The organism is Scytonema sp. PCC 10023, from assembly GCF_963920835.1.
Taxonomy (GTDB): Bacteria; Cyanobacteriota; Cyanobacteriia; order Cyanobacteriales; family Nostocaceae; genus Kalymmatonema.
On the sequence record NZ_CAWUDP010000062.1, the window covers coordinates 57,195 to 68,891 of the forward strand.

Annotated in this window: 11 protein-coding genes; 3 read left to right on the plus strand and 8 right to left on the minus strand. The window is 43.8% G+C overall.

Annotated elements, in window-relative coordinates:
* Positions 1 to 373: 373 nt before the first annotated feature.
* The 7 genes from ACM0OZ_RS30935 to ACM0OZ_RS30965 all read right to left on the minus strand — a co-directional run bounded on the left by ACM0OZ_RS30935 (position 374) and on the right by ACM0OZ_RS30965 (position 6,458).
* Positions 374 to 1,603, minus strand: a complete 1,230-nt coding sequence (locus tag ACM0OZ_RS30935) for a cytochrome P450 (protein ID WP_414586660.1) — start codon at positions 1,601 to 1,603, stop codon at positions 374 to 376.
* 82 nt (positions 1,604 to 1,685) lie between these two features.
* On the minus strand, positions 1,686 to 1,961 hold the full coding sequence (locus tag ACM0OZ_RS30940; RefSeq protein ID WP_414586661.1) for a DUF4278 domain-containing protein: 276 nt from the start codon (positions 1,959 to 1,961) through the stop codon (positions 1,686 to 1,688).
* 889 nt (positions 1,962 to 2,850) lie between these two features.
* Positions 2,851 to 4,026, minus strand: a complete 1,176-nt coding sequence (locus tag ACM0OZ_RS30945) for a GMC family oxidoreductase (RefSeq protein WP_414586662.1) — start codon at positions 4,024 to 4,026, stop codon at positions 2,851 to 2,853.
* A 75-nt stretch (positions 4,027 to 4,101) separates the two neighbouring features.
* A complete protein-coding gene (locus tag ACM0OZ_RS30950; RefSeq protein ID WP_414586663.1) occupies positions 4,102 to 4,563 on the minus strand; it encodes a hypothetical protein in 462 nt (153 codons plus the stop codon).
* 495 nt (positions 4,564 to 5,058) lie between these two features.
* Positions 5,059 to 5,289 carry a peptidoglycan-binding domain-containing protein gene (locus tag ACM0OZ_RS30955; protein WP_414586664.1) on the minus strand — a complete coding sequence of 77 codons (231 nt, stop codon included), beginning with the start codon at positions 5,287 to 5,289 and terminating at the stop codon, positions 5,059 to 5,061.
* A 133-nt stretch (positions 5,290 to 5,422) separates the two neighbouring features.
* The gene (locus ACM0OZ_RS30960; RefSeq protein WP_414586665.1) at positions 5,423 to 5,962 is read right to left on the minus strand and encodes an amidoligase family protein; all 540 of its coding nucleotides are present in this window, start codon (positions 5,960 to 5,962) and stop codon (positions 5,423 to 5,425) included.
* A gap of 85 nt (positions 5,963 to 6,047) precedes the next feature.
* Complete coding sequence (locus tag ACM0OZ_RS30965) at positions 6,048 to 6,458, minus strand: hypothetical protein (protein WP_414586666.1); 411 nt, start codon at positions 6,456 to 6,458, stop codon at positions 6,048 to 6,050.
* Between the two features lie 333 nt (positions 6,459 to 6,791).
* Between ACM0OZ_RS30965 and ACM0OZ_RS30970 the strand changes: the two genes are divergently transcribed.
* Entirely contained in the window at positions 6,792 to 7,061 is a 270-nt protein-coding gene (locus ACM0OZ_RS30970) for a peptidoglycan-binding domain-containing protein (protein ID WP_414586667.1), read from the plus strand.
* A gap of 127 nt (positions 7,062 to 7,188) precedes the next feature.
* Here the strand turns inward: ACM0OZ_RS30970 and ACM0OZ_RS30975 are convergent, their stop codons facing one another.
* Positions 7,189 to 10,758 (minus strand): beta strand repeat-containing protein, encoded by a 3,570-nt coding sequence (locus ACM0OZ_RS30975; protein ID WP_414586671.1) that lies wholly within the window; start codon positions 10,756 to 10,758, stop codon positions 7,189 to 7,191.
* Between ACM0OZ_RS30975 and ACM0OZ_RS30980 the strand changes: the two genes are divergently transcribed.
* Positions 10,733 to 11,245 carry a DNA-binding response regulator gene (locus ACM0OZ_RS30980; RefSeq protein ID WP_414586668.1) on the plus strand — a complete coding sequence of 171 codons (513 nt, stop codon included), beginning with the start codon at positions 10,733 to 10,735 and terminating at the stop codon, positions 11,243 to 11,245. The genes ACM0OZ_RS30975 and ACM0OZ_RS30980 overlap by 26 nt on opposite strands.
* Entirely contained in the window at positions 11,245 to 11,661 is a 417-nt protein-coding gene (locus ACM0OZ_RS30985) for a CHASE2 domain-containing protein (protein WP_414586669.1), read from the plus strand. The genes ACM0OZ_RS30980 and ACM0OZ_RS30985 overlap by 1 nt, the downstream gene beginning before the upstream one ends.
* Positions 11,662 to 11,697 lie beyond the last annotated feature (36 nt).

Consider the following 11,697-nt stretch of genomic DNA (forward strand, 5'->3'; position numbering starts at 1 on the left):
GCAAAGCGCAGGCTCCTTCATGTGCTCCGCGTGTCCCAAAGGGACTCAGCATCTAAGATTCTTCACTCCGCTGAGTCCCTCGCGGTGCGGCACGGCTGAGCGCAGAGCGCACGCTACGCGAACGCCGAACGGACACGCGGAGCGTAAGCCTGCGGCACGCTTTGCGCTTACGCTCCGTGCCTTCACCCGGTGGGAGCTAAGGCAACTCCTCATCGACCCCACTCCCGCGTTGACCGACGGTCAACATAGGTCGGGGGTCAATTCGTCATTGCCCCAAAATTCATCCCACACTCCACTTCGTGTGAGGTGTGGGATGAATTTCGTTCATACAGCTAAAACCTCTTAGGGCGATCGCCTCTCACTTAAGCCTTTGCTAGAACTTTACGGGAAGCGAATCGAACCCCTTGAAGACTAGGCTGGTATGTCTGGGAATAGCTTGCTTACTCGGATCAAACCTAAGATTCGGCAATTTTCTAAGTAATGTGGTGAAACAAATAGTTAACTCCATACGAGCTAAAACGACTCCCAAACAAAAGTGAATGCCTGGAGCAAACCCAAGATGTTCGTTGGGCGATCGCATAATATTGAAAACGGACGGTGAGTCAAACTTCTGGGGATCATGATTTGCCGCCCCAAGCCCTAGTGCGATGATGCTACCCGCTGGGATGTCCTTACTGCCAATCGTTAGGTCTTGTTTAGCAATCCGAAAGACAAAAGGAGCGGGGGTATCGAAACGAATCATTTCTTCCACAGCGGAATTGATCAAAGCTGGATTTTCTTGCAGTTTTTGCAGTTGATCCGGATGACGCAACAGTGCATTCACCCCATTGGGAATCAAGTCTGCGGTGGTCAAGTGAGCTGCATTTAAAATCATGATGCATTGAGATGGGAGTTCCTCAAGATTAAAGCCCTGCTCAGAGTAGGCGATGGTCAGTAGGCTAATCATGTCTGTTCCAGGTTGCCGTCGCCGTTCTGAAATCAGTTGCTTAATGAGTTCAGAAAACTGTGCAGCTGCCTTGTCTGCCTTGCGTGCATATTCCTCAATATTTGAACTGCCCGGCGCACCCCAAAATGTGCCCATATCGATTGCCCATTCGATCAGGTTTGCTCTATCGGTTTCTGGCACGCCAAATATCTCAGCAATAATGAGTCCTGGTAATATTACCGAGAAATCGGAGACAACATCCATGCAACCATAATTTTGAACGTTATCCAACAAGCGATCGGTAGTGTTCTGAATAATAGATCGCCAGCTTTCTATCGCACGAGTTGTAAATCCCTGATTGGCTAACTTCCGCAGTCGGGTGTGGTCGGGTGGATCTTTCTCAATCATCGTTTTTGAGTTCACCCGAATAAAATTCTGGATTAAGTTGACATCCAAATTTCCTAACTGATTGATAAACAACGCTGTGCGGTCTGCACTCAAACGCTCCTCCCGTAAAGCTGCTTCAACATCTCTATAACGTGTCAAAACCCAGTAACCAAGAGACTCACTATAATGAACTGGGTCTTCTTCACGCATTTGTTTGTAGAGTGGATAGGGATTGAGCAGAGTTTCTGGTGCAAACAGATCATACGTTTGCTGTTTTGCGAATGCTGTCATATTCTTCTGTTGTGAATTCATTTGCTTAATCTAAATTAGGAGTGAACCAAAAAAATTTAGGTAGTCAAGCGATCGCTAATTCCTATATGCTAATAGGTTGAGAACCTACGCAAATATCACCTACTGTAGTTTTATTTACGGTATAGACAATTCCCCTATAGACCAATTTATTAGTGACTAATGGAGCAGACACTTCATCTAAATTGACATTGGGATTAACATGATAAGTCACTCCACGGTAAATGAGGTTATAAGGCGATCCAATCGGACGAACTGATTGAAATGGTTTTTCTGTTTTCTTATTTGCAGCGTGTGAGGAGTCCAATTCATAGCTAAGACCACGGTAGTAAAGTTTCATATTTTGCCTTGTTTTTTGCGAATAAAAATATGGTTGCGTGCGTTATTAACATTGCACTCTTTTACAATAGATAAATTTGATTGAGTATACATCGTTAATTCAGGAAATTGGTTTTCCAATTTTGGAAAGTCAATTATGGAGTACATGCTAAAGCCATGAATCAATAGGTACAGAGCTACTCCTAATTGATTTATTTACTTAATTTTAATTCTGCTAGTTTTGGCTTTTAAGGGCAGAAAGCGTGGAAAACGCTGACTCCTCGCTGAAGCTTGTTCATCTCATCAATACAGGAAAATCGCCAAACTTTATCAAATATTTGACGTAGATATTTACGCTGGCAATATAATAAGTATTAGGGCAAAATTACGGGTGGTTAAACTGACTATGTTTTCTTTCCTAGTTACCATTAAAACTCAATCACAAAAATCAAAAAAAGAAATTATTACTCTCAATTCCCAGATACCTTTTTCCCATTACCAGTAACTACTGAAAATTCATCAGTTTGGATGACAAATATTTCATTACCATTATTAACAATGGTTCCATTGAAAGTCACAGACAAACCAAAATTATCTGACAGTGATACTGTTAATGTACAATCTTCAATAAATATTCTAAATCTTGCACGACAAGCGTGAGTGTTGGGCAATTCCGAAGTAACGCTACAGGAGTTGGAACCTCTACTCTTCTTGGTGAGACAGCGCTGCAGGAGGGTTAGCCCGACCTAGGCGACTGCGTAAGCGCAAAGCGCAGGCTCCGCCAACGCGTAGCGTCTCCGAAGGAGATACCCGAAGGGCGCAAGCCTGGTTGAGCAAGTGCTGACGTAGAATGTAGAATCCCCACCCTCAGCCAACAGGCAGGGTGGGGAGTGTCAAAGTGAATGTGCTAATTAATCTCCGATGATGCCGCCCCAAGTAAATGGACCGACAATCCCCTCATGGGGTGAAGCAGAACGTAGGGTGAGACTACCACGGCTTTGGGGATTAGTCAGACAGGCTGTAGCTGCGAATCCTGGACCTTCACGGGCATAGGCAGGAGGTGCCCACAAAACAGGACCAGAGTGAAACTGTAAATCTGGCGCAGCATCTAAACGACCTTCAGTATGCAAGAACAATCCAGCTTCGGCGATATTGCTGGTTAGGGCAGGTTGCAGATCCTGAGTCGCTTGGTGTGCCACTGGGACAGCAAGGTGATCTTGAAGGTTTTGACCGACACCAGGCAAATCAACAACTACGGGAATGCCTAGCGATCGCAGATGTTCTGCATTGCCAATTCCCGAGAGCATCAGCAGCTTGGGCGAATCAAATGCGCCAGCACTTAAAATTACTTCATGATTTACAAAGGTTTGGTGTATCGTTCCTTCGTGCAGATATTCCACTCCAATAGTGCGTGTTCCCTCAAACAACAACCGAGTGACTAACGCACCAGTAGAAACTGTTAAGTTGGGGCGATCCAAAATAGGTAGTAAAAACGCTGCTGCTGTACTGTGCCGCTTACCATCTTTAATAGTCAACTGATAAAGTCCGGCTCCCTCCTGTTGTGAGCCATTAAAATCAGGATTGCGCTCATAACCAAGTGCAACTGCTGCTTCTACAAATCGATATGATGTTACCGCAGGTACTAAAGGATCTGTGACACTCAGCGCTCCATCGACCCCGTGAAATTGGGATGCGCTATGCTGCTGGTTTTCAGATTTCTTGAAGTATGGCAACACATCTTGGTAACTCCAACCAGGATTGCCTAACTCTTGCCAGTGGTCATAATCATGCCGATTACCTCGAATATAAATCATGGCGTTGATTGAACTGGTCCCACCAAGGACTTTCCCTCGCGCACAATAGATTTTGCGGTTATTTAAGTACGGTTCTTCTTCTGTAAAATATGCCCAGTCTACTTCTGTACCCCATAGTTTTACCCAGTCTACAGGAACTTGATGCTCTGGTAAGTTAGGCGGATTGCCTGCTTCGAGTAATAATACGGTTGTTTTACCGTCTTCTGTAAGGCGGTTGGCGACAACACAGCCCGCTGAACCTGCACCAATCACAATATAATCGTATTCGGTCATAAGATTATCCTTATTAATTGCAAAATTTGTATTTTAGCGATCGCTACTAATACACCTGCTCTAAACTTGCGTCATTTAGATTGGCTGACCAAGTACCTGTTCCACGATGCGAGGTTGGATGGACTGCAAGTACTGAGTGGCAAGTTCAGGGGGCAAAAACTCCAACATTAGCCAGTTCTCCACCCAAAACTCTATTACTTTGAATGCCCCACGGTCACAAAGCGCAACTTGCCAACCCTCACGCTCACCAATTTGCTCAATCTGCTGCTGGCTAGCAGGAACAGAAATTGCAGCATGAGTTGCCACAAAATTAGGCGAACTGGAGGTTTGGATAATCTTGCTTGGTTCTGTATCGGAACCGGGAACGCACACAGATCCTAAAGGAAACACTTCAATTCCAGTGCCATATTCATCAAAGACAAACACAGCATAACTACCGGGATTTGGAAAATGAAAGACCTTACCGTTCCAAATTTCTGCCAGTACACTAGCAACGTTAAGCGGGTTTTGAGCGGCAATAGAAATGTGATGAATCATCAAAATTACTCCATTAATTAATTTCAATGCTAAAACTACATAGACTTATAGAGACGCTTCAAACAGCGCGTCTCTACATTGTTTTTCAAAAATGTCTATCCTACTAACAAAATCATTTTTCATTCTTTCTAAGTATTTAAAGTTGCTAGCTTTTAATCCATCTTGCAACTAACTGATTACGCTCTCCATCAAATTCTTTCACCTAATTCATAGTGAGTTTAGCTTGAGTTGTTTTTGTACTCTGATTTAGAGAGTTATTCGATGATACTAGTAGCTGTAGTTTAGGTAAAGACTTGTTAGAAGTCTTTAAAAATTACAGCAATGAAAGCAGAAAGCCCATGAGGATGTGACCGACTCTTGTCGTACACATCCGTCATGCCGGCATGGGATGAATGCGTGGCAACTTTAGTTGCCGTCTGCTCTAATTAATCTTTTTAAATCTGCTCTGCTACTACAGCCCCAAGGTGACTAAGGACTCTAGTAGTGGCATTCGTGTTAATGATTATCAAATGCAAATAAAGTATCCCAGGTGAAATTTCCCACAATTCCATCCACAGTCAAACCTTTATCTTTTTGGAATAGTTTAACAGCCGCTTCAGTTTTTGACCCGAATATTCCGTCCGCTACCAAAGGACCGTAACCAAGAAAGTTTAAACGTTCTTGCACAGCTTTTACAGCATCGCCTTTGCTACCAGAACGTAAAAGAGGTCGAGCTTGAGTAGACATAATTTTCTCCTTTTTTCATCAAATTGAGTAGAAAATATAGCTTACGCATTGACATAGATTTGATTATGTGTGCTAAGCCTGCTTGGTGATATAAGTACAATACTTTGACTCAAGCTAAGGACACGACGTTATTTTAGGAAAAGTGCTTTCCAATTTTGGAAACCTCTGAATCAGCAACACGTACCATTCCCCCTGGTCCTTCTTCAAGATGGGTAGCAAATAAACTAGCAATCGGCTTGAGCACTTTGGTTAGAGGGTCACCGGGGTCAGCTTGGCCGGTTATAAGTTGCAGAAGTCTGGTATCATCGCTAACAATTCGATACCATCCTGGCTTCGGTTGTTGAGTTTTGTCTAAGTCTTCCACTAAAGTGAGATCATCCACACAGCGAGCAATCAAACTTCCCTGTTGATTGAGAACTTCAAACCCCAAAGTGAGATTGTGGAACAAAGGAGTTCCTGGAACCTGGCTAAACTCCGATTGTGGGTGAAAAACACGACGTACTAAGCCATTACTAACTGAAGCTATTAACTCTGCTAAGTCCTGTCGGCTCAATCCTAATGGTGCCATCAGTTCAATTTCAAAGCCAATTTTCCAGTTCAAAGAAGGCATAACTGTATCCAATTGGTCTGTAAACTCTACACCAAATTTGTTTGTAGAGGGATGAGTCATCATAAAAAAGACTTAAAAATTACGTAAATGTTATTTGATGTGTGCAATCATAACGCACGCATCATAACAGCAATTCTTGCTTCAGAAATTAGGAGCGAGCATATCGTAGTGCTTCTTTAAGAAGCTCATCATTACCCAAAATTAGGTTGCGCTCAATGCGTAGTTTTGCATCCATAGGTGATGGATCACCCCAAAATTTTGCTAGCGCTTCCACATCCTCATATTCCCTAAATTCTGACTCTCTAAATAGTTTGTAAGAACTTGGATTTGGGGCTGGTTGTGCCGATTCTAGAGCTTTTACCCTAGCATCTACAAGAAACTGTTCAAGGATGGCAACATCTTTTTTACCCCAAAGAATCTTTCTACCAATTCGAGCCTTTGCTTCCTCTTCCGACTGTCCCCAGTAATCTGCTAAGACACGGGCATCCCAATAATCGTATTGGCTATTCCTAAAAGCCTGAAGCTCTTTATCTTTTGCTCCTTGTGTTGATGCTGTCATTAGATTATTCTCCTTCATCAAATGTTATTGGATGGTTCACTTATCCTTATAGATAAATGAATTTTTTAGGCTAGTAAATGAAGTCTTTGCAACACTGAAGTCTTAAATGTTCGCCTTCATTCATTGCACTGTTTTACTATAGATAGATTTGATGAGACACACATCGTCAAGTCAGGAAATTGGTTTTCCAAAATTGGAAAGCACTTTTCCTAAAGTAACGTAGCATTCCTAGCTTTAGTAACAGTATTGTAGTTATGTCACTCAGGGCTTAATACACACAATCAAACTTATATCCATGTGTACGCCCGAAAAACTATCAAGAGGATTTTCATCATGTCAGCTCAAAATATTGATGTTCAAGCTCAAGCTGTAAAGGCTCTACCACAGATTCAAAAAGGAGACTCTGGTGATGCTGTTATTTTAGTGCAAAAACTACTGAGATATTTACGTTTCAGTGTATCAGTAGACGGTTCATTTGGAGACACAACTAAAGGAATAGTGACAGAGTTTCAACGTAGAAATAATTTGACAAGCGATGGAGTTGTTGGCACTAGTACTTGGCATGAATTAATTCGTCAGTTCAACCCACCATCTGTAAGCTAATAAGAATTGAACCAATTTCCCACAAAATTCTTTTACAAAAGAGCTAATAAGTTCATGAGCAGGGTGAGTCATTGTTCACCCTATTTTTTGGCTGATTAGCTCTTTTTCTACTAGTTGATGAACTCATTTAAGAACCCAAACAAGTAGGAAGTTGAAATTTTGAACTATTGGGAGCAACAGTAGGTGCATCTGCTGTAAGAATCACGTCGCCATTCGGACTGTAGATCCATCCGTTAGCTTCAACAATTGGTGCAGATGTAGAAGAATTGTTAGGTTTGCTGGTAGTAGTATCTTCTAAATCCTGAGGGTTTTCTTGTAGCGTTGAGACACTCGCACTGTGGACAGTTGGTAGCTGATAAGTTTGATAAGATGCAACAAGGGGATCGTCTGGCATCACTGGCAAACCTCCATTCCCCGTGATAATGAATTTCCCAGATGTTTGGTTACTGCGTCCAATGCAACTATTGGCAATTAGCCCAGAAGAATCGATGAGGTTTGTGGGCAGCTCTGCTAAGCTTTGGCTGGGGTCGATATCAAGTGTGTTAAGGGTGACGGTGCCATTGAATTGAGAACCTTGGGCGGAGCTAGCCGTAATATCACTTAATAGGGTCGGTTGCTCGCGAAACTGGGTGCCAAAAATACCATCCGCATTGACAATTACTCGACCACCAAAGCTTTCAGTCGCATTGGCACTGATGTCACTGTTTTCTTTGGGAACGGCGACTAGGTTGTTGGTATTGATGGTGATATTACCACCAGTTGCTTTTCCTGTAGCGTTAGTAGTAATGCTGCTGCCTCGGCGTAGTAACAACAAGTCACGTGTAAGCACATTAATATTCCCCCCACCACCTGTGGTGTCAGCACTGATTTTTGCCCCATTATCCAGATGCATAGATCCAGCCTGTACTTCCAAGTTGCCCGCACTTCCCAACTCAGTACTGCCGACTGTTATTCCACTGGCAGCGCCAATATTGCCTACTTTGAGTTTGCCGTAAATATCGCTTTGGGAACCGAATTGAGCAAGCCTTTGCGAGTAAGTTGGATCGCTACCAGAGATCGTTGCCGTGTCGGTTGCATTTAGGGTGATACTACCCGCCTTCCCTGTACCAGATGTGTTAGCAGTTAACTGCCCACCTGATGTTGCATCGAACGTATTTGTATTGACTGTGATTGCTCCCCCTGAACCACTTAGAGTCGTTCGAGCATCCACAACTGCACCGTCAGAAATACTCAAGGCATTTGTATTAACTGTTATGTTACCGCCAATTCCAGCAGAATTAGTACTACTAAATATCCCGCTAGAAACTCCATCTACGAATTGCGGAGCAGTTTCAAAAGCACTACGCTGTAGGATAGTTTGGAAAAACTTATCGGGAGCAACTGTCATATTCGTCCCAGAAACACTGACTCTATCGGTTGCATTGATAAGGATATTCCCTGCGTTTCCTTGCCCTGACGTGACTGCATTAATTTGACCGCCGTCAGTTAAAAAGAGCGATCGCGCCGACAAATTAATATCACCACCCTTGCCTGCCGCCCTTGGTTGCACGGCAGTAGAGATGTCACTATCAACAACGGAAATTGAATCAGCTGCCTGCACCGAAACTCTACCTGCATTTCCCTTTCCCTCCGTGCTGGCAGAAATGACTGACTGATACAAAGAAATGGAACCTGCCTGGATATCAATGTTTCCCCCATCACCAGTACCATTGCCAAAAATCCTGCTGCTGATAAAGCTCTGGTTCAAGGAGAGGGCATCTTTAACATTGATTGATATGTTTCCACCATTCCCCTGCGCTTGTGAAGAAGAAAAGTTGTTCCCGACGCCTGTACCAATTTCTACACCTAGGTTTAGAGACAGAGAGCCAGCGTTAATAGTAATATTGCCTCCCTGACCTCTTACTGTCCTATTGTTGTCTGGTCTAAGGTAACTAACAATACCTGTATAATGAAAATCATTGTTATTACCATTGAAAGGTTTTCCATACATTTCCATCGGACCTTGGACATTTATATTTATATTTCCTGACTTCCCCTCCCCGAAACTCTCCATAGCAGTTCTGAATGTATAGTTGATAATTTTAAGCGAGTTAGCTGTGATATTGATATCACCCGCATCACCTGTTTTTTGCATACCAGGTCCACTTCTTACCGCACCAACATTGGCGAACATTTCTGCATCTTGTAATAAAACAGACATAGCTTGAATATTTATATCGCCAGCATTCACTCCAGTGCCATAATTCTTTACTCTGGCATCAGCGCGTATAAAACCACGAGGAACAAAAGCTCCTGTTGCGCTGTTTACAGTGATGTTACCTGCATTGCCAGCACCATTGCCAGCACTAAACCGAGAGGTCAGCTCTCCCGTCATAATGTCCTTGTAGGCACTTAGGGTGATTGAGCCTCCATTTCCCGCACTGCTCGAATCAGAAAAAGAGGAGGCGTTCAAATAGCCAGTGTTGATGTTGCCGTTGGCGACACTCAGGGTAATTGCGCCTCCCTGAGCTGCTGTATTAGAAGCCGAGAACGAGTAAGAGAACAAATCGCCAGTGTTAATGTTACCGTTGGCGGCAAACAGGCTAATATTGCCTCCATTTGCCGCTGCTAGACCAGAACCCGTGTACGTATATTTACTAGTATTACGATCAAAGGAATTCAAGTACGCATTCAGATCGTCCAAGCCATTTCTAGTGTTCAGGGTTTTTCCATTAGTGGTTATTGACCCAGCACTGTTAATATCAATCGCGCCACCATTAGTAGTAATCCTTTGGGTGCTCACATCTCCGGATGCCGCTGATAGCGTGACTGTTCCTCCTGCCCCATTAAACGGTTGTAAGATAACATTTCCACCTAGGGTAATTCCAGGTGGTACATTTCCAGTTCCAGAGACAGGTACATTGCCAGAATTAACATCGACTTGAGTCAGAGTACTCTGCCCTGATCGCATAATTAATGCCGAACTCGTACTGAGTCTGGAGGTATCTGGTCCTGGTGGCAACTCGCCTGTATCAGGTGAAGTGATGTTAATATCACCCTGGAAGCGAATATTACCCTTCGCTTCGACTAACAGCGATGGTCCCGTATAAGAGGCTGCCACATCCACATCTCCATTTGCACTGATAATCGGGTCATATTTGCTTACCAAATTTGCTACTTTCCCCGATACACTGCCAATAGAAAAATTCCCACCACTGCTGACACGAGCATCAAGAGAAATCACCCCATCGCTGACTAAAGTTAGATTGCCCCCACTTACCAACGGCACAGAAGTTGGAGACAGCGCTCTGATGTCGATCCCACCATTCCCTTCAACAGTGAGATTACCCGCTGATTGAGCAACAAACCCACTTGTCACCCTGTCGCGCACTTTTACAGTATCCTGTGCTAAGAGCGTTAAATCTTTTCCCGCCTGTAGCTGTCCCTGCAAGTCTAGTTTATCTGCTACTAGCGTCAAGTCTTCTCCTGCTGCTAGATTTCCCAGATTAGTAATCGTAGCTCCTGGTGTACTCGTGCCCCACTGTATCCCTGGAGTGAGATTTATCGTCAGCAGTGGCGGCGCTTGAGGATTGGTTGCACTGAAGATACTGCCATCGGCAAACTTGAGATGACTTGCCGTACTAGCAAAAAACGAACCGCCAATATCTAAGCGAGCATTGGAACCAAAAATAATGCCATTGGGATTGAGGAAAAACAGATTCGCCTGTCTGCCAGAAAAGCCTTATGCCCCTGCGGAAACTGAAGTCGGCATACAACTGCTTAAAACTTTGATGTCAAGCCGTCTCGCCCCCAATTTGGTAGTGCTGAGTACGAATGTCAGACCATTGGTGCGGCTCAAACCGATGATTAATGCCTATGAAGGTGGCTTTGCCGCTATGGATAAGTCTCAACCCTTTAAAGAAATGTTAAGATTAGTTGACTTATCACTGCGAGGCTCAATTTATTTATCGTCAGAACTGCGATCGCGCCCAGAATTTGACCTCAAATGGCTCGAGGTACTGACGCTAAAATTTCAAGAGGGTTTGACAGATAAAGCGATCGCTCAAAAAATGAACGTGAGCGATCGCACAGTGCGGAACTACTGGATTAGACTACAAGATTCTTTGGGGGTCTATGACGAACCCGGTAAAGAGCTAAGAATTCAAATCGAACTGGCTGCCAGAAAAATCGGATTAATCAATTAATGAAGTTTGCGCTTCCAACTAAAGGCAAGTTCTGGAAAAAAACCCAGCAAACACTGAAACTCTGGCGAGAAGTTGCGCTCCCTGGACTCTCAGTTGTCGCATTTGTGATGCTTGTACGGGCAATAGGATTATTGCAATCTCAAGAGTGGCTTGCTTTCGATCAACTGCTACAGATGCGACCTACTGAAGCCGCCGAAGAGCGAGTGGTGGTTGTGGGCATTGATGAAGATGACATCAATTATGTAGGAAGCTTTCCCATACCGGATAGCAAACTTGCCACAATGCTGAGCATCCTACAAACCTATAAACCCAGGGTAATCGGTCTAGATCTTTTTAGAGACAAAGATAATAATTTGACTCGTAGGGAACTTGCTGTTGCCTTTAGAGAGCATTCAAATTTAGCTTCTTCGCCGTAAGCCCCGCGCTATAACGGTACTCCGTGAGCGCGCCGG

Coding starts and splice junctions, on each gene's coding strand:
- ACM0OZ_RS30935 (WP_414586660.1), bottom strand. CDS start 1,603: ATGACAGCATTCGCAAAACAGCAAACGTATGATCTGTTTGCACCAGAA.
- ACM0OZ_RS30940 (WP_414586661.1), bottom strand. CDS start 1,961: ATGAAACTTTACTACCGTGGTCTTAGCTATGAATTGGACTCCTCACAC.
- ACM0OZ_RS30945 (WP_414586662.1), bottom strand. CDS start 4,026: ATGACCGAATACGATTATATTGTGATTGGTGCAGGTTCAGCGGGCTGT.
- ACM0OZ_RS30950 (WP_414586663.1), bottom strand. CDS start 4,563: ATGATTCATCACATTTCTATTGCCGCTCAAAACCCGCTTAACGTTGCT.
- ACM0OZ_RS30955 (WP_414586664.1), bottom strand. CDS start 5,289: ATGTCTACTCAAGCTCGACCTCTTTTACGTTCTGGTAGCAAAGGCGAT.
- ACM0OZ_RS30960 (WP_414586665.1), bottom strand. CDS start 5,962: ATGATGACTCATCCCTCTACAAACAAATTTGGTGTAGAGTTTACAGAC.
- ACM0OZ_RS30965 (WP_414586666.1), bottom strand. CDS start 6,458: ATGACAGCATCAACACAAGGAGCAAAAGATAAAGAGCTTCAGGCTTTT.
- ACM0OZ_RS30970 (WP_414586667.1), top strand. CDS start 6,792: ATGTCAGCTCAAAATATTGATGTTCAAGCTCAAGCTGTAAAGGCTCTA.
- ACM0OZ_RS30980 (WP_414586668.1), top strand. CDS start 10,733: ATGCCATTGGGATTGAGGAAAAACAGATTCGCCTGTCTGCCAGAAAAG.
- ACM0OZ_RS30985 (WP_414586669.1), top strand. CDS start 11,245: ATGAAGTTTGCGCTTCCAACTAAAGGCAAGTTCTGGAAAAAAACCCAG.